The organism is Paenibacillus sp. JDR-2 (genome assembly GCF_000023585.1).
In the GTDB taxonomy this organism is placed as follows: domain Bacteria; phylum Bacillota; class Bacilli; order Paenibacillales; family Paenibacillaceae; genus Pristimantibacillus.
The window spans coordinates 2,164,238-2,180,000 of record NC_012914.1 but is presented as its reverse complement, the minus strand read 5'-3'; the positions used below and the strand labels follow the sequence as shown (position 1 = coordinate 2,180,000).

At 43.3% G+C, this 15,763-nt stretch carries 13 protein-coding genes (1 of these 13 only partly in view); all 13 read right to left on the bottom strand.

Annotated elements, in window-relative coordinates; all coding sequences use genetic code 11:
* Positions 1-80, bottom strand: partial view of a zeta toxin family protein gene (locus tag PJDR2_RS09470; protein ID WP_015843447.1) — the start only. It extends 523 nt beyond the left edge of the window; the window shows 80 of its 603 coding nt (coding positions 1-80); the start codon lies at positions 78-80; the stop codon falls past the left edge of the window.
* The gene (locus PJDR2_RS33110) at positions 73-249 is read right to left on the bottom strand and encodes a hypothetical protein (protein WP_190276187.1); all 177 of its coding nucleotides are present in this window, start codon (positions 247-249) and stop codon (positions 73-75) included. The genes PJDR2_RS09470 and PJDR2_RS33110 overlap by 8 nt, the downstream gene beginning before the upstream one ends.
* Before the next feature lie 337 nt (positions 250-586).
* Entirely contained in the window at positions 587-973 is a 387-nt protein-coding gene (locus tag PJDR2_RS09465) for a hypothetical protein (protein ID WP_015843445.1), read from the bottom strand.
* Positions 974-994: 21 nt separating this feature from the next.
* Positions 995-1,585, bottom strand: coding sequence for an HNH endonuclease signature motif containing protein (locus PJDR2_RS09460; protein WP_015843444.1), 591 nt, complete (start codon positions 1,583-1,585; stop codon positions 995-997).
* Positions 1,582-4,719, bottom strand: a complete 3,138-nt coding sequence (locus tag PJDR2_RS09455; RefSeq protein WP_015843443.1) for an ATP-binding protein — start codon at positions 4,717-4,719, stop codon at positions 1,582-1,584. The genes PJDR2_RS09460 and PJDR2_RS09455 overlap by 4 nt, the downstream gene beginning before the upstream one ends.
* Positions 4,720-4,812: 93 nt before the next feature.
* The gene (locus PJDR2_RS09450; protein ID WP_015843442.1) at positions 4,813-5,415 is read right to left on the bottom strand and encodes a hypothetical protein; all 603 of its coding nucleotides are present in this window, start codon (positions 5,413-5,415) and stop codon (positions 4,813-4,815) included.
* A gap of 12 nt (positions 5,416-5,427) precedes the next feature.
* The gene (locus PJDR2_RS09445) at positions 5,428-7,686 is read right to left on the bottom strand and encodes a dynamin family protein (protein ID WP_015843441.1); all 2,259 of its coding nucleotides are present in this window, start codon (positions 7,684-7,686) and stop codon (positions 5,428-5,430) included.
* Between the two features lie 3 nt (positions 7,687-7,689).
* Entirely contained in the window at positions 7,690-9,984 is a 2,295-nt protein-coding gene (locus tag PJDR2_RS09440; protein ID WP_015843440.1) for a dynamin family protein, read from the bottom strand.
* 48 nt (positions 9,985-10,032) lie between these two features.
* Positions 10,033-11,016: a helix-turn-helix transcriptional regulator gene (locus PJDR2_RS09435; protein WP_015843439.1), complete on the bottom strand. Its 984-nt coding sequence runs from the start codon at positions 11,014-11,016 to the stop codon at positions 10,033-10,035.
* A 789-nt stretch (positions 11,017-11,805) separates the two neighbouring features.
* Positions 11,806-11,979, bottom strand: coding sequence for a hypothetical protein (locus tag PJDR2_RS33105; RefSeq protein WP_015843438.1), 174 nt, complete (start codon positions 11,977-11,979; stop codon positions 11,806-11,808).
* 12 nt (positions 11,980-11,991) lie between these two features.
* On the bottom strand, positions 11,992-12,234 hold the full coding sequence (locus tag PJDR2_RS09430; RefSeq protein WP_190276186.1) for a hypothetical protein: 243 nt from the start codon (positions 12,232-12,234) through the stop codon (positions 11,992-11,994).
* A gap of 135 nt (positions 12,235-12,369) precedes the next feature.
* Positions 12,370-14,232: a glycosyl hydrolase gene (locus PJDR2_RS09425; protein WP_015843437.1), complete on the bottom strand. Its 1,863-nt coding sequence runs from the start codon at positions 14,230-14,232 to the stop codon at positions 12,370-12,372.
* 22 nt (positions 14,233-14,254) lie between these two features.
* Positions 14,255-15,754 carry a xylulokinase gene (gene xylB / locus PJDR2_RS09420; RefSeq protein WP_015843436.1) on the bottom strand — a complete coding sequence of 500 codons (1,500 nt, stop codon included), beginning with the start codon at positions 15,752-15,754 and terminating at the stop codon, positions 14,255-14,257.
* Positions 15,755-15,763 lie beyond the last annotated feature (9 nt).

The window sequence follows — 15,763 nt, the reverse complement described above, 5'->3', positions numbered from 1 at the left end:
ATAATAAGATTACGGATTGTACTTTTACCACTACCGTTATTACCTGCGAACACAAACATAGTTGCTAGTGGTTCATTCATGTTTCGAACCTTGTTTGAGCACTGTTTCAATCTGACCATTACTATACTCTTTCACAAACTCACCTTCATGTGTTTTGTATACAATGTAGGTACCATTTGCTTTAGCGTCCAATTTAGCCCTATCACCGGTTAATTTAATGAACTTACTAAGGTCTTGCATTCCATTCATTCCTTTTCACCGTCCCTTTCCATTCGTATACAGGAAGTATATCACATCTTACTTGTTATAATGGTTTAGCCGCCTTAAAAAGGCAAACAGACGTAGTTAATGTACAATACGCCTGTTTGCTCTCTGGTACCTTTTTTATTGAATGAAGTGTTCTTGGGCAACGTAACGACTTCAACGGTATTGGGTCATTGAAGGCCTTACTGACGCTGAGTATATAGAACCAATGTCACCTGTCCATCGGTTTAAGTATTTCTCCATCCAATACTCACAATTAGAAGGACTTCAACACCTTGAATATAAATATATAAAATGACAACCTCGAAGGTTTGGAAGAATGTTATATCTCAAAACCAAGCTTAACCAATAAGTTTGATAAAGCAGGAGTCGCGTAGAACTCCGTGTAATCAATAATATTAAAAACACTAAACTGCTTATCTACTGTTCGTAAACATATAAAGTCATTCTCATACAGATCAAACAACGGTAGCAACCCGCGATCAATAAAGTCGACATGTAAAAATGCATCCGCATTTAATATTTCCGTTCTACCCATGAATCGTATTGAAGGTTCGCCTTGATAGATAGCAGATTCCCCCAATTCCAACACTTGAACTACTTCTCCGTCTGGTTTGCAACTGTACTTCTCTTCAATTAATTGCAAGGTTTCTACGAGGTCTGGTGTATTCTCTATTTTAAATTGAGCTAAAAACTGCGCTAAGTCCATTGTTCATTCTCCTGTCTTTTGTTATTTTAAAGCTTCACCAATCTGTTGAAACACACTACCGGGTGCATGGATACCCTGTCTGTCATAGTGAACTTCCGCATGCAGCGGTGTTAGGTTATCAAAAGTGTTTTTCCCGCCAAATTCAAGTGGTCGAATATGATGGGCATCATAAAGATCGCCAGCGCTTCTGATTTTAATACCATTATTCGAAAAAATATCTTTGTCGTATGTCGGCCAAGTTTCACCTGTTTGTGCTTCCCATTCCTCAATTAGCGAATTTTTAACATTACGAAATTCCATTCGCTGTTCGGCAACTTCCTCTGAACTCACTTTCTCCCAACTTGTTAAATCCACAGGTTCAATCGTCTCCGGATAAGGCGAGAGATCACGAAGATCTTGTGTATATTGATCTCCTAATTCCGATAAATCTTTGGTCTCGTTTATTGAACTATGAAGTGGCTTATCTGCAGTTTCAAAAGATGTAATTGATTCTGCCTTTGCATTCTTGGCAAAGTCGGGAACGCTTGTATTACCTGAAAGCCCTTCTCTTCCAACTTCTTTCGAGCCTTCTTTGGCTCCTTCCGAAATTGCTTTTACCATTTCTGCAATCATACAATCGTCCTCTCTCTCACATCTTCAACCCAAAGGAAATAAAACTGTTTGGCCTCTTCGTCCTCGGCAGCATTTTCTCTTAGTAAACATTGAATAACAGCCTGTTCAACAGCTTGGATTTGCGAAAGTTCAGAGATATAGCGAATAGACCGCAATATTTCTTCGTTCCACGCCGGCATATCAGCCGCTTTTTTCGCGGAAGCCATTATACTTGAACCGTTATATAAATCAGAAACCATTTTGGATAGTGAATGGAATTCCTCTTCCCTCCATACATTCATGCTCCCCTGTTGAATCAACTGTTGAAGTTGTAATTCTATGGTAGCTGTAACCGTTGAAGGAATAGGCTGTTTCGTCAACCAGCTCAATAGCGGATCGATTTCAAGTCGATCTTCCCGTTCAGGCTTATTATCGGTTCTTGCCGCTAATAAAAGCTGAGTTAGTTGTCCCATCATCCTCCGATCCTCTTGTTTTTGACTTACCACAGGAGGAGTAAACACATAAGGCTGTATATCCTTAAATGGATCAGTCAAACAGAGAACCGGTTGAAGCCAGTTATTTTGATAAATAGCTGACACCCCAACTTGCAGTTTAGCCAACTCACTAATTTGTTTGTCATCTAAGTTTGCCGCTTGGCCTACAAGCATCCGATCACTTGCATCAGGTAGTCTTAAAATTAATTTCGTGTTCGTATTCCGAATAACAGACATATCTAGTAAGTTTGGAGATTGGTCAGCAATAATAAATCCCTCACCGTATGTCCTCATTTCAGCAATCGCATTCGCTAACATTTCGACTGCTTTCCCTTGAAGATTACTTCCCTCCTGGGACTGCTCAAGCGAAGTCCTTCTTAGCAAATTATGAGCCTCTTCAATGACAGTAACGTGCTTTAATGCACTGTTCATACCATTAGCGCTAACAGCACGGTATTCTTGGAGTCTCATGACAAGTACACCCATAGTTAAAGCTTTTGTTTCTGAAGAACCGACTCGGCTTAAGTCTACGATACAGTTCTGATCAAACAAAACAGCTTCTTCTGTCTCAACACTAGAGAAAATTCGGCCATTAATCCCGTTGGTCATAGACTTCACACGAGTAACAAGTGCTCCTGTATAATTGCTTTTTACTTCCTGCGAATATTCGGAAGAACGAATGGTTTCCGGAAGTACTTCTAAAAGCTTAGCGAAGGTTGGATATACGTTATGGCCGCTATAGTTAATAGAATCCTCCATATCCCACCCTGCTCGTTCATAAGCGGTTTCAATAGCTTCTTTCAGCACAGCTGGCATGGCCGCATACATCGGCCAACAAGCATTAAAAATCTCGATTAAACGATCAATATGTTCAAGAACGTGAATACCTTCTGGAAAAGCAAAAGGATTTATTTTGAGCAAATCAGATACTAAAGGATTAGTCCCTAATACGTTCACGTTAGGTCGACCGCCAAACACATGCTTGTATTCGCCTTTAGCGGGTTCAATAATAAGAAAACGAACATCATGTTGGTTCAACTTATCTAGCAATTGATAAATCGTATTGGATTTACCAGATCCCGTAGATCCTGTTACAAAGGTGTGCATAGCTAAACTATCAACGTCCAGTTCGACCGACGTTGGCTCAACTGCCCCCATATGAAAGATGTTGCCTAAAGTGATGGATCGCTTAGTCGTTTGTGCTTGATAAACACTCACATTACGTCCAAATTCAGCTGTTTCAATAACCGGTAGTCCGGCAATCGACTTCATTGGCAAACCTGCTTGGATGGCTAATTCATGCCCGTTAGCAAGCGTTCCAGGTGTAACCTGCTGCGCGTACTCCGCGTATTTGCTCCCCAGATTAATGAGTGGGTGAACGAGTTTCCCAATATAATTGGAAACCTGAATAAGGCTGTTCTTATTCTTATTATCCCATGTATTAACAACGCCACTTTCTACAGCTGAGTTATCTCCACGCATGAGAGATTTATATGTATTGGCAGCAATTTTTACGGTTTGGACATCTTCTGCAACAAAATAAGCTGCGCAATTCCATAAACCTAAATCCTCTGATTTTTTTAATCGGAGCAATTGGTCATTAATGCGTTCAAGTAAGGATTGTACGGCCTTATTTGTCATCTTAAGTTGCAAACTTCTTCCCGTACCATCACTTATGGCTTTAGAAGTTGACTCTTGAGAAGAGTTCATTTTGGAGTTTCCATACGTTTCTGCTTCTGTACGTGACGAGGAGTACCCCGTAGTGAGACCTTCGTTGCTAGACGTGCTATTCTTTCCTCCGACCACTTTCGTAAAGAGGGTTGAAATAAGGTTACGACCTCTATTTATAGACTGGTTCGATGTACGATTATTGTTCTCGGTGGTTGCATTCGTCTTTGATAGGCTCTCGGTAACCGTCTCGGAGAACCCACTTGTGAGACCTTCCGTAACCATCGTATTTTCATTGGCACTGAACTGAAGATCACTTGCTGCGAATGGTGAGAGCTGTGTATATAAATTTTCATACCCGCTGCGAATCTCATCCATCTGGTTATGAGAAACCGGATCAGCGATGTAGACAAGGGAGAATTTTTCGCCTCTCATGGCATCTAGTAATTTCTCAATGCCTTGGACAAAATAATTTTTATCCTGATTACGTAAAGAGGCCACACCGGAAACAGCAGATACCGGATTCATGCTACTCTCATAGGAAGAATGGAAGATACTATCCATAACGTCCTCAACGTGTTGATTCTTAAGCTTTTTCAACTCACTGCCAGAGAAATTACCTTTGAACGCTTTCTCCAAGGTGTTCTGACTTGCCGCTAGCGTTGCAGGATTAAAGTCCGTTTTGGTCCCGATATAGAAATCTGCATTAGCGCCATCGCTCTTAATCACAACCACTAACGAACCTTTGCTGCCGGCTAGAGCATTATACACCGTGGTCAATTTATCCAGGACGATTTCTTTCTGGTCATAGACAATCTTATCTAACTTAAATAAGCGTGCTGATTCTCCAATTGCCTGTGTAAGTTTTAATTCATCCATCGGAACAACTTCATAATCCGTCAATTCTGCCAGATACTTTTTCATCACGATATGATCGGCTAGATCAAAGGATTGCATGAGTTGCTCTTCCTGCCGAATATCAAGCTTGTCCATCTATATTCCCTCCGTGATTGCGGCCTTTTATTAATCCAAGATTCATGCTTTCCTTATACAATTGCTCGTTTTTAGCCAAAGGTAAATCTCGCTCTATCTGCGTTTGCCCATCATGATGAACAATGCTCCGCCAATCAGTATGACTGCCCCCGCCACAAGTGCCATCTTTTTGAACCCAATCGCCGCTACTCCCGCGACTACTATGCCTGCTACTAATGTGGCGGCTCCAATCTTTTTTCGAGTATTCCCTTTACTTGGAAAGCGACCTGAAGATACACGAACTACAGGTTTATAATGAGATGAAACCAGCGGTTTATGATGGTTTAAAGGCGTTTTCGTTCTTATTTCTTCCTTTTTAATTGGAGATTGTACATGTGTAGCCGTATTTGTCCATCCCTTTAAATAGCGCCCAACCTGCTTCACATGTTCAATCCTGTTGAGCGAGAAATTGTCCATCAATTCTGAGACGACCAAAGCCCAATAATCATCGTTCCACAACTCACGCTCTAAAGGAGGCGCATTATCATGTTCCTTAATCACATCAGGAATAAAGCCCATTACATATTGGAGCGCAGTTTCAAAGTCACCTGTACGAAAGACAGGATCCTTATGTATAATGCTGCACAATTCATTATGAATCCGGATATAGTTCTTACTTGCGATTGCATCTTGCAGATAAGCATTTGTTGTCCACATAAGTATCCATCCTTATATTTCGAGTATAGAGTCTAACTTCAAAATAAAGCTGTTAAGCCATACCATTTTCTGTCGGTCTTCTCGGATTCGTTCTTCTAAGGCACGGCTGTCACCGGTCAGATTCCTTAACTCGGCTACCTTCTTCTTAATCACCGCATCTAGCTTTTCAAGTTCTTGTAAGAAGAATTCTTTCAACTTCCTCGATTCTTCTTTTAAATGCTTTTCTGCATGATCAAGATTTTCATAAAACTCGCCTCGAATTGGTTTTAAATATTCATCGAATACCTGATTACCGTCCACGTATTCCCTGTTCTCGTAAACCGCTTTGTATTCTCCGCTTTTTTGGAACCAAGTCCAAGGCTTATAGACTTTTTTATTCTCATTTCTCACCCATTCCTCGCCAACCTTTTCCCTCTCTGTCCTTTTAAAGGCATCTATGAGATCGGAACCATCTGGAAGGTTACCAAGAACAAAATTACGGCTTTCACCTAAGTAACTGTCGACGCTTACCTCATTATCTTGAATTAAGGTTTGAATGTACGCCGAATATTCCGCAACAAGCCGCTCTGCCTCATTTCGTAGTTCATCATTAACTAATTTTTCAAGTGCTGTAGTTACATCACTTTGAAGGTGATTTATCTCACGGATTAATTTGGACATGGCAGCCTCTACTTCGTTCACTGTCATTTTATCCGATGCTTTTCCTTTTAGATTCAACTCCACTTTTTTACGAATGTCTTTTATATGGCTGTTCTTAGAATCGAAAGAAAGATTATTAATCTTGTCCTTAAATTTCTCCATAGCCTTTCCTTCATTTAATTGTGTTTCAACGTGTTCCATTCTTGCATTTATCTTCTCTTGCTCACCATGATTATGTTCAATTTCTTTTAAAAGTTGATCGAGCATCCGTTTCTCTTCTACTTTCTTACGGAAAGTATCAACGGCATTTTTCACCTTAGCCGTAACAGCATACTTGTCCAGATATTCATTAATAGCCTCTTCAATTCCCGGTACACCTGAATGAATAAGGGCTTCTTCATAAATATCACCTTGCTCTCGAGCAAGCCTTGCTTTCTCCTCAATTTCCTTTTTTCGTACATCAGGAATACTTGCATACTGTGTTAAATGCATTTGCGGCATATCGTTAAAGAGATCATAATCTCCCAGTGTTTTTTCTTGCTTTCGTGTGAGCACTCCACCTTTTTTGTAAAGACGAATGACTTTGGCCATTTCAGCGGATATCGGGAATACATTCGGATTCTCAATACCGCATTCCGCAAGATAATTTCGAATATTTTGCAGGGCATCGTCAATACTGTCAGACCGCTCAGTGTCATACTCGTCAATTTTATTAACCGCAAATATAAAACGATCTTTAGACTGTTTTCCACCGACGCTCATCGCTTCGGCCACAATCCGTAGTAGTTTTTTATCATCATCAGTAGCTAGTTGTGTTGCGTTAAGCACATAGAGAACCATCGGTTTGGCTTCATTTCGAATTAATCTATATGTGTGGTCACGGTGATCTGAAGTACGTGAATTGTTTGGCCCCGGTGTATCAATCATAATCAAATTCGTCTTACGAGTATGGATAAAAGGAACATCGCCAGCAACTTCAATATAGGATATCCGTTCGTCTTCATTGAATCGCTTCATCGCTTCTAAATCGACTTGCTCTTCCTCAAACAAAACATTTCTATCTTTATCTAAACAAACAGCCGAAAATCCAGACATACCATCGACATCTTTAATCCGGGCAATGGTCGCCGTACACGCCTCATTCTTAGATGGAACGAATTCCTGGGCCAGCATGGCATTAATTAAAGTGGATTTTCCTGAACTCATTGTTGCAATCACACTTACCTCAAACTCCGAACCAAGTGCTTTTTTAAAATTCGCTTTAATTTGTTCTTCTTTTAAATCCTCAAAAGGGCCATCCTGCATTTCGTCAAATAACTGAACTAAGTCACGGAACTTATCATCGGACTCTTTAGCTGGAATATGCTCTATTGTGAAAGACACATCACTGTTAGAAGCTTCTTTAATGACTCCTTGCAGGTCCTGATAATCAAGAAATGTCCCATGGAATTTGATGTGAATCGCCTCATCGTTACACTCTTCCTTCAGAATAGGAACAAGACGATCCATCCACACTTGTAATCTTTCATTTAAATTCGGATATAGTTTACTATCCTCAGAGATTTCTCTATCGTTGTAGGTAATAAATGACTCCAGCTTATAAGGGTTATACTTAAAAAATACTTGTGCCATATTCTATTCTCCTCTATGTTGTTTTGCCCATTCGGCTATTGTTCGCTCTGCTAGTTTTATCCCTGTTCTCTTTATTGCAAGTTCAAGTTGGTGTGTGCTTACGGACCCCTCCGCCTCGCTCTCTCTCTCATCAGGTTCATTGTCCCTTCCTAAGACAGGAAATGCATACGAGGTAAAATCAACAGCATCCTGAATAAATAACCGACAGAAGGCTTCATAATCCTTATTTTCCTTCTTACTCATACTCACACCGGATATCGCCATTCGAAATAGTTTAGCTGCATAAGCAGATACCGGGATTACTTTCGGCTGCTCGATACCACTGGCCTTCAACTCATTGACAAGCTGACTGACGGATTGAGCAACATCGTCTTCTCCTTCGAGATCAAACTCATCGATACGATTTAGTAGAAAGAGGATTTCTTGTTTTCCCCCTCCCTCTTTCCAAATCTCAATCATCCTCTTGCGAAGATGAATATCATCATCCGTAGAGATTTGAGTGGCATTAATTAAGTACACAATGGAGTCAAATTCCTGCTTTTGCATAAAACGATATGTAATCTCGCCGTGCGTAGAATCGAGTGAGTTATTTGTACCAGGAGTGTCAATTAAAACGGGTATGATGCCATCCATGGCAATACCATGCATAGGCCCCTCCACATACAACGCTTCTATTTCGTCCGTCTGATTCCAGTTTTCGATCGTACTAGGATCAATGATTCCCTTGTACGTTTGAACTCCTGTCTTTTCTACTGCAACTCCAAAACGATGATCGATTTCGTTATTAACCAGTAGAGTTGTAATTTTTGCCGTACAAGCCTGGCTTTTGGAGGGTAAGAGATTTATCCCTGAAATAGCATTAATGAACGTGGACTTACCTGCGCTCATCGTTGCAATGACTGCAGTACGATGATGCTTGCCATATGCGATTTGGTTACTCACATAAGCCCGGTGATAGAGATGCCTCAACTGAGCCCTAACAGATGGCCTGAATTTTGCTTGTAATAATAACTGGCTCGCTTTGAACTCACCTGCTTGAAGAGCAGTACAAAAAGCAACCATATTGGCATAATCAGAAGTCCGGATGTTAAGATGCTGGGCCAGCAAAGTGACCAATTTGTTCTCAGGAGCAACTCCACCAAGGCTGTTACTCAAAAACAGCCATTCAGCAAACAAGGCATGCTTTAATGTAAAAGAGCTAAACTTCCATCCTCGAACTTTTACACGTGATTTCTTTATGTCTCTAAACGCATCGTCCATCAGGTTCTGATTATTATGTAGTCTAATCATCTGTAGAATCGTATTAAATTCCACTTCATCATCTAGGCCAATAAGCTTTGCATACTGATTTTGCAGGTGATCCAATGCAGCTCTATGCTTTTCGCCTAATTCCAAATAACCGAAAAGCAAAAGCAGATAATTACGTTTGATGTTCCGGTTTTGACCATGTAGAGGATGTACACTGAAGTTTTGTCTCAGTAATGACAAAGTTTGTTGCTTCTCATCGATCTTTTCAGGCCATTCCCTCTCCGTGTCTACCTTCATTTTTGTTGCCATGTTTTCGTACCCTGCAGCCACAAACGCTTGAGAGGTAATCGACTCTGAACTCAATCCTGTGTGAGTTACATTATGTTTTGCAGCCGTTTTTTTATTGAGCAAGTATTTTTTTCCTTCTCTCTCCAACTCGAATAACTTCTTTCTCATTTTTAATCGCTCGATAATCGCCTCTATGTATATTTCTCTCTCATATCTCCGACTTGGAACTACATCTGAAAGTAGAGTGATTAACGCTGGCTTTAAAATAGGAGTGTCTGGTTTTAAACGCTTTATTAATTGTTTATAAGGACGAAGGATTGCAGATAAGCTTCTAAAAACAATTACGAATGCCAAAATTGAACCGATGACCGTAATTGCCTCTGGATATACTTTTATATGTAACTGCTGCTCAAGCCACCTATATGGGAAACCCTTTAAATCAATACCGAACAAGAGATAGATGGTATATAGTAATCCCCACATTGTATCCATCTTTTCTTCCGCATACAGAATTCCCTTTAATATAAAGCGGATGTAGACCGCACGTATAATGGACCAAATGGTTAGAAAGAAAAGTCCAATGAAAAAAAGATAGTTCCATGGTTTTTCTTCTTGTAACATCGCCATTAATGAAATCAGCATGAAGAAAGGAGCAATCATTCGCAGTTTAATCAGTTTCAAACTTTTATTCATAATAAAACCCATTAGAACGCAACAAATAAAAACAAGAACCAGTCCCAGCGTTGTATAGATATAAGCCATTCAGTCACGCTCGCTTTGTTGTAGTTGATTAAATCTTCACTTCATAATCTATCGATAGTAACTTGCCATTTTGTTAATGGATGTCGCCATATCCTCTTTTAGCTCTAGCGGCGCGATTACCTCTACAAATTCAGCCTGGCTTAGTAACCACATCTTAATGCCACGGCCAAATACTTTAGCTTCGACTAAAAAGGAGGCATCTGGCAGCTGGTTGACAATGGCATTCGGGAGTCGATCCGTTATGGCTTCAATAGAATGGCCCCAAAAGCGAAACTTCACATGCATCAGCTTTCCCATCTGCATAAATTGAATCTGTTTGCGAAACTCCCCTTCTTGGAAACGGGTCTTCTCATCGGTTCGGAAATGATGGTTCTCAATGGAATAGGATTGAATGCGATCTAATCGGTAAACGGCGGGATATTCTTTTTCTAAGCCGCTGATATTCGCAATTAGGTAAAAATAATATTCTGAAAATAAAATACTTAGCGGCTCCAGTAGCCTAGTAACCGGTTCTACATCACCCGAGCGCATATAGTGAAGTGTTACGGTTCTCTTTTCAGAAATAGCTGAGTTGAGATCACCAATTGTTTTAGATAGAAGCTTGTTATGACCAACCGGTTGGTACAAAAAACTTTCATTTCGGATTGCTTTATAAACTTGCGCTTGTCTCGAGTCTTCACACTGAGCAATAATCTTATCTAACATTTCCTTCATTTCAGATTTAGGAAATGCTCTGCTCTCTAGTAATACCTTCGATAACAGCATGACTTCCTCACCCGTTAGCCGAGTAGAATTTTCACGTTTTAAAAAGTAACCTTTCCCCTTTATATATTTGATTTGGACCTTTTCTCCTTGGAAATATTCTTCTACAAAGAACCTCATTTCCTCTAAGTCACGTTGTATTGCTTTCTTACTAACGTTAAACTCATCAGCAAAGGCTTGTTTTTGTATGTAGTGGCCTCTTGTTAAACGCTCATATAAAATAAGCATACGTTTGAACTTCAATTCCCCTTGATCATTTTCCCTTTTCATTCTCTCACTCCGTGTATAATGTATCAGACATCCATGGACATTGACTGTCTATCTAAATAACTCTTAAACGTTCATATTAATAGATGTTCATCGTTTACTAGGACGATAGAATCAAGACCATTATACCACTTTCTTCTACTAAATCCCCCTAATTTTTACCTTATTCAATTATCTCTATGATAATTCGACAATTAATTCCGGCTTCAACTGGCTAAGTAATCCAGATAACCGAATCCGAAAACCGTCATAGCTTTGCAGTGTTAAAGGCCATGAATAAAGCACTGATCCTCAGATACATGTAGGTATGGCCCATGGATCATGGCGACACAGCTTAAGGTGTATGTCGCTGTTCCGAACTCCTAGCCAGTCGCTTGACTGATAGGAATGCAGAAAAGTTTCATAGACTGCTTTGAACGAAAAATAGAAAAAAATGAGGCTACTTCCTTGGAAGCAGCCTCACAGCAATACTCTCTTTTCGGAGCAATCCCTGAACAAGTCTACAAGATAAGTATGGAGTTGATCGTAGAAGGGATTCCTATTCATCGTTTCAATTGAGCTATCGATAAGAAGCTATAGAAAAAAGAAGGGCAGCCCCTTCTTCATATCGAAGAATGAGAGGCTGCCCCGCTAGCTTACTTCTCCATAAATTCTAAAACTCTCAAAATTACCGTAACGGCTTCCGCTCTTGTCGTCTCCGCACCCGGAGCGAACCGGTTGCCCAAACGTCCTTGTAGAATACCGGCATAACCGGTCCAAAGCGGTTTGTATTCGAATATTTTGTTATATCCGTCAAAGTAACTTGGAAGGATAGAGCAGAATACCGCCATTATTTACAACGTTTGGATCCGTAAACGAAGCTACGACGATAAAATACAGCGGGTATAAAATACTGATGCTGATAAGCGCCATCAGGCTGTAAATAAAGATCGTAAATAGACGATCATTAATTGTAAGCGCCTTCATTTTCATCCTCCTTTACCACAGGCTGCTTCCCATCACCCGCTTGGACAAGCTGTTTGACAGAATTAGCAGTGTAAAGTTAATGAGTGAATTAAACAGGCCGATGGCTGTTGCCATGCTGTACTGCGCATTTAATAACCCAATTTTGTAGACATAGGTAGAAATAATCTCGGAGGCCTTCAGGTTCATCCCCTGCTGCATTAAGAAAGCCTTCTCCCAGCCTACGGACAAGATGCTGCCGATCCCAAGAATGAACATAATGATGATCCGGATCCGTTTCAGCTTGGACGCTCCGTCTACGATAGCAACCTCGTGAAGCTCCGGATTAACGGCGCTGAGTGCAGCCAGATAAATAATGGCGCTAAAGCCCAGCCCTTGGCTATCCTCCCCAGCCTAGTCATCCTGCCCCTCCCGCCCGGCTGCCTCCTCTGTCCCTTCTATCTGTATGGAAGCAAACTCGGCAGAACCGAATTGAGCGAAGAAACGAAGATGCCCGCATGGCATGTCGATTCGGGAAATAAGCGTCCGATGACCATTTACGCATAAATCGATCCAGCCTGGCTTAATGACGGCTTCAACCGAAAGAGGTTGATCCAGGCCATCCACATCGTAAATGGAGGACAGTTCATCTTCTTGCAAGGTAGAAGCATGAATGCGGTGAATCCCGATTTTTCTCCGCGACGGCTCAAAACGCACGTCGTAGCCAGAAGCATAGTTAGAAGAATCGGCTACGGAAAATCCGAAGTACATCGTTTGTTCCTCAGGCTTCGCCTGGAAGGACAGCCTATAGGATTCCGATGGCTGTCCGGCAGCTTTATCCGCCCATCCGGAACCTCCTTCCAAACGGAACGCCTCAAGCAACTTCGGCGCTGCGGTTGATTGCTCCATCAATTCCGGCACAAACTTGAACCCTAAGGATCCGTCAGGCTGCTGCACGACTTCCCGCAGGATCAGTTCTCCGCCGTACTTGCCCGGGGACGAGAGAAACCCTGCAGCAATTCGCCGGTCTCCCGGGAAAGCCGCCGTCTTCGGCACCCGCCATTGCGGACCGTCAAACACATCCATTGCCGGCCGCAGCCAAGGTCCGTTCAGATCGCGGGCATACCGGTAACGAGCCGTTCCGTCATTGCTAAAAATAAGATAATACCAGCCGTTCCACTCGAAGCAGTCCGAGCACTCCGGCTCGTCATGATAGCCGGGAACGATAAAAGGCTCAAGCTCCGTCCAGTTCTCCAGATCATCCGATTCGAGATGCGCCAGACACCCTTTATTTTTGCCGCTGTCGATCAGGCTTGTCGTAATCAGCATATGGTACTTGCCGTCTTCACTCTGAAATACATGAGGGTCACGAACCGACGGAAGCGTATACCGGTCTGAAAGCCCGATGCTACGTCCCGTCTTGGCAAAGCTGATTCCGTCTTCGCTTACCGCGTAAGTTAATTGCGCAGGCGAACCGTCGACTGCCCTAACCGCATAAAAGGCATAGTAACTGCGTTCATCCTTGCGGAAAACAGAACCGGTGCAGATGGAGCCTTCCCCTTCCTCCGTAATGGCAACGGCCATCGGATGATGCTCCCAATTGCGCAGGTCAGAGGTAGAGATCTGCGACCATTGATGCGCGCCTAGCCCCCATTTGCTTGCATGCCCGCGGCGGTCGAACAAATAGTAGATTCGATAGTTCTGTCCGTCAAAGAACGGCATGCAATCGCCAACGCCGGTATTGAAACCTCTTGGCCTCCAGTATTGGATAGACTCCGGTTCCTTCCCTAAATACCGGTCAATCAAGCTTGGCTCAGCGCTAATGGAAGATGAGAGCTCGCGCCAGATTCCTGCCTGCCGCACCCCCTTGTGGGCATGCACTTGCACAACGCCGTCCAGCAGCAATGAGCCCATCGGCCAATCTTCGTCAACCAATACGCCATCCACGTACAAACGGGCAAAATGACCGCCGTATTGCCAAAGGATCGAATGTTCGCCATCGCCTATCGCGCTCCAAGGAACGGATAACCGTATAGGCTTTTCTCTTGCATCGGTGTAACAATCCACACAGATTGACAACGCTTCCATTTCTGCCCCGCGAGCGGAATAGATGCGTACCGCAGCTCTTCCGCTTTCATTTCCCGCAACAATCCATTCCCCTTCAAGCAGCTCCGAAAGCTCCAGTCCAATAGCCAGCGTGTTTACGGCGCCTTCGTTTACTTTTGCCGATTCCCCTTGCTCAAGCCTTAACAGGCTAGGCATTTCCCATTGATTCATCACGGTTTGTCCCTCCATTTGGTTAATCGCGTCGACCCAGCATTGGAAAAAGCTCTTTGTTGCTTGCATACAGCTGCTTGTAGATTTCGTATTGTCTTGCATAAACATCTCTGTTTTCGGAAAGCGGTCGGATTGGTTCTTCTTGAATCCGGACGATCACGGCAATGGCTTGCTCTACATTCGCATATACCCCTGTGCCTACTCCGGCCATTATCGCAGCCCCCACGCAGGCTTGCTCTTTCATCGTACTCGTGTACACCTCGGTGCCCAGCACATCCGCCAGAATTTGTTTCCACAATTGGCTTTTGGCCCCGCCGCCGGAGACGATGATTCGATCCATCCGTACGCCAAGCTTTTTAAAAATCTCCAGACTATCCCGCATGGAATAGCCAACTCCCTCCATCACGGAGCGAACCATATGCTCGTAGCCGTGGTTAAGGGCGAGTCCAAAAAACATCCCTTTGGCGTACGCATCCATATGCGGCGTGCGGTCGCCTGCCAAGTAAGGCAAGAACAACAAGCCCTCGCTGCCTGCCGCGACTGCAGCCGCCTCAAGGTCGAGCTGCTCGTAATCATTGCGGCCCAGAATCTTGCCGGCCAGCCACCTCAAGGAAAGCCCCGCGCTCATCGATGCTCCGAGCAGATACCATTTGCCTGGAGCGGCATGAACATAGGTATGCGTACGCAATAACGGGTCGTACACCGGGGTGTCAATCGGAGTAAATAACTGGCCCCCCGTCCCAATCGTGCAAGATACGATACCCGGTGCAAGGATACCGTTTCCGATAGCCTGCATCGCTTGATCTGCCCCGCCATAAACAACGGGTGTTCCTTGTTTCAAAGGGCTCGTTGCCGCAGCCATTGAGCATACCTGTCCGGCGATCTCCCATGGTTCGCCTGGGGCAGGGAATATGGCGGCATCTATTCCAGCCCTGTTCAGCAGCGATACGGCCCAGTTCCTGCCTGCCACATCGTAAGCGGAAGTACCTGATGCATCGGTTGTATCGACGCCAATCTCACCGGTGAGCCGGAAGCGGATGTAATCCTTGGGCAGCATCACATGCGTAATTTTCCCATAACTTTCGGGTTCATGCTCTCTTAGCCACATCAGCGATGGCAGCTGGAAGCCGGCAGCTACCGGATTCTGAATAAGCCCGCCAAGCTCCTCTTGGCTAAATAGCCGGTTAAGCTCTACCGTTTCTCCGGTGGAACGCTGATCACACCAGATGATCGCCGGTCTAATCACGTTATGATGCCGGTCGAGGGCAACTAAGCCATGCATTTGTCCAGATAGACCAATACCTGAAATTCTGTCTGCCTCGATATTCGCCTGACCGAGTGCAAGTGCGGCTGTCCGGCAAACAAGACTCCACCAGACTTCCGGATCCTGCTCCGCATAGCCAGGTGACGGAATGGTGATATCGTATTCAATCTGCGAGAAAGCAATCACGTTGCCCTCTGCATCCATAAGCAGAGACTTAACGCTTGAAGTCCCGATATCAATTCCTAGTAATACGCTCATTCCTTCAAA

Coding starts and splice junctions, on each gene's coding strand:
- PJDR2_RS09445 (WP_015843441.1), bottom strand. CDS start 7,686: ATGGCACAAGTATTTTTTAAGTATAACCCTTATAAGCTGGAGTCATTT.
- xylB (WP_015843436.1), bottom strand. CDS start 15,754: ATGAGCGTATTACTAGGAATTGATATCGGGACTTCAAGCGTTAAGTCT.
- PJDR2_RS33110 (WP_190276187.1), bottom strand. CDS start 249: ATGAATGGAATGCAAGACCTTAGTAAGTTCATTAAATTAACCGGTGAT.
- PJDR2_RS09435 (WP_015843439.1), bottom strand. CDS start 11,016: ATGAAAAGGGAAAATGATCAAGGGGAATTGAAGTTCAAACGTATGCTT.
- PJDR2_RS09455 (WP_015843443.1), bottom strand. CDS start 4,719: ATGGACAAGCTTGATATTCGGCAGGAAGAGCAACTCATGCAATCCTTT.
- PJDR2_RS09460 (WP_015843444.1), bottom strand. CDS start 1,585: ATGATTGCAGAAATGGTAAAAGCAATTTCGGAAGGAGCCAAAGAAGGC.
- PJDR2_RS09425 (WP_015843437.1), bottom strand. CDS start 14,232: ATGAATCAATGGGAAATGCCTAGCCTGTTAAGGCTTGAGCAAGGGGAA.
- PJDR2_RS33105 (WP_015843438.1), bottom strand. CDS start 11,979: ATGAAGGCGCTTACAATTAATGATCGTCTATTTACGATCTTTATTTAC.
- PJDR2_RS09450 (WP_015843442.1), bottom strand. CDS start 5,415: ATGTGGACAACAAATGCTTATCTGCAAGATGCAATCGCAAGTAAGAAC.
- PJDR2_RS09465 (WP_015843445.1), bottom strand. CDS start 973: ATGGACTTAGCGCAGTTTTTAGCTCAATTTAAAATAGAGAATACACCA.
- PJDR2_RS09440 (WP_015843440.1), bottom strand. CDS start 9,984: ATGGCTTATATCTATACAACGCTGGGACTGGTTCTTGTTTTTATTTGT.
- PJDR2_RS09430 (WP_190276186.1), bottom strand. CDS start 12,234: ATGTTCATTCTTGGGATCGGCAGCATCTTGTCCGTAGGCTGGGAGAAG.